Source organism: Sulfitobacter sp. HI0040, assembly GCF_001634885.1.
Classification (GTDB): domain Bacteria; phylum Pseudomonadota; class Alphaproteobacteria; order Rhodobacterales; family Rhodobacteraceae; genus Sulfitobacter.
The window spans coordinates 1-473 of record NZ_LWEX01000604.1 but is presented as its reverse complement, the minus strand read 5'-3'; the positions used below and the strand labels follow the sequence as shown (position 1 = coordinate 473).

1 protein-coding gene is annotated in these 473 nt (G+C 63.0%); it reads left to right on the top strand.

Translation table 11 applies throughout. The features are described from left to right. Positions 1-405, top strand: a 405-nt coding sequence (locus A3728_RS21505; RefSeq protein ID WP_150120947.1) for a TrbG/VirB9 family P-type conjugative transfer protein, incomplete at its 5' end; no start/stop codon positions are given. Positions 406-473: the final 68 nt, after the last annotated feature.

The following is a 473-nucleotide window of genomic DNA, read 5'->3' as shown; positions in this document are numbered from 1 at the left end:
ACCTATTCCTTTCACCTGCGCGAAGGATCTATCCCGAGCCGCACCGGCATGTTCTTCGAGGTCCGCTTCCGCTACCCCGGCGAGGAACGCCGCGCGGTGGGCGCCACCCAGCCCAAAGGGTTCGAGGCCCCGCGTAACTACGCATATCGCGTCTCGGGCGAGGGCGATTTCCGCCCCAGCCATATCTATGACGACGGGCGCTATACGTATTTCGTCTTCCCGGAAAACGCCCGCCAGCCTGCCTTCTTCAAGGCCGATGACCAGGGCCACGAGCATACGGTGAACTGGACCCAACAGGGCAATACCGTCCGAGTGCTCGGGGTGAACACCTACTGGACGCTGCGCATCGGCGACGAGGCGATCTGTGCCGCGCGCGACGAAAGCGCGATCAACGTGAGCAACTGACCATGGCCGATCAAACCCCTCCCGATCTCCAGGACCGCCTCGATCAATTCAGCCAGCGCGGCAAATCC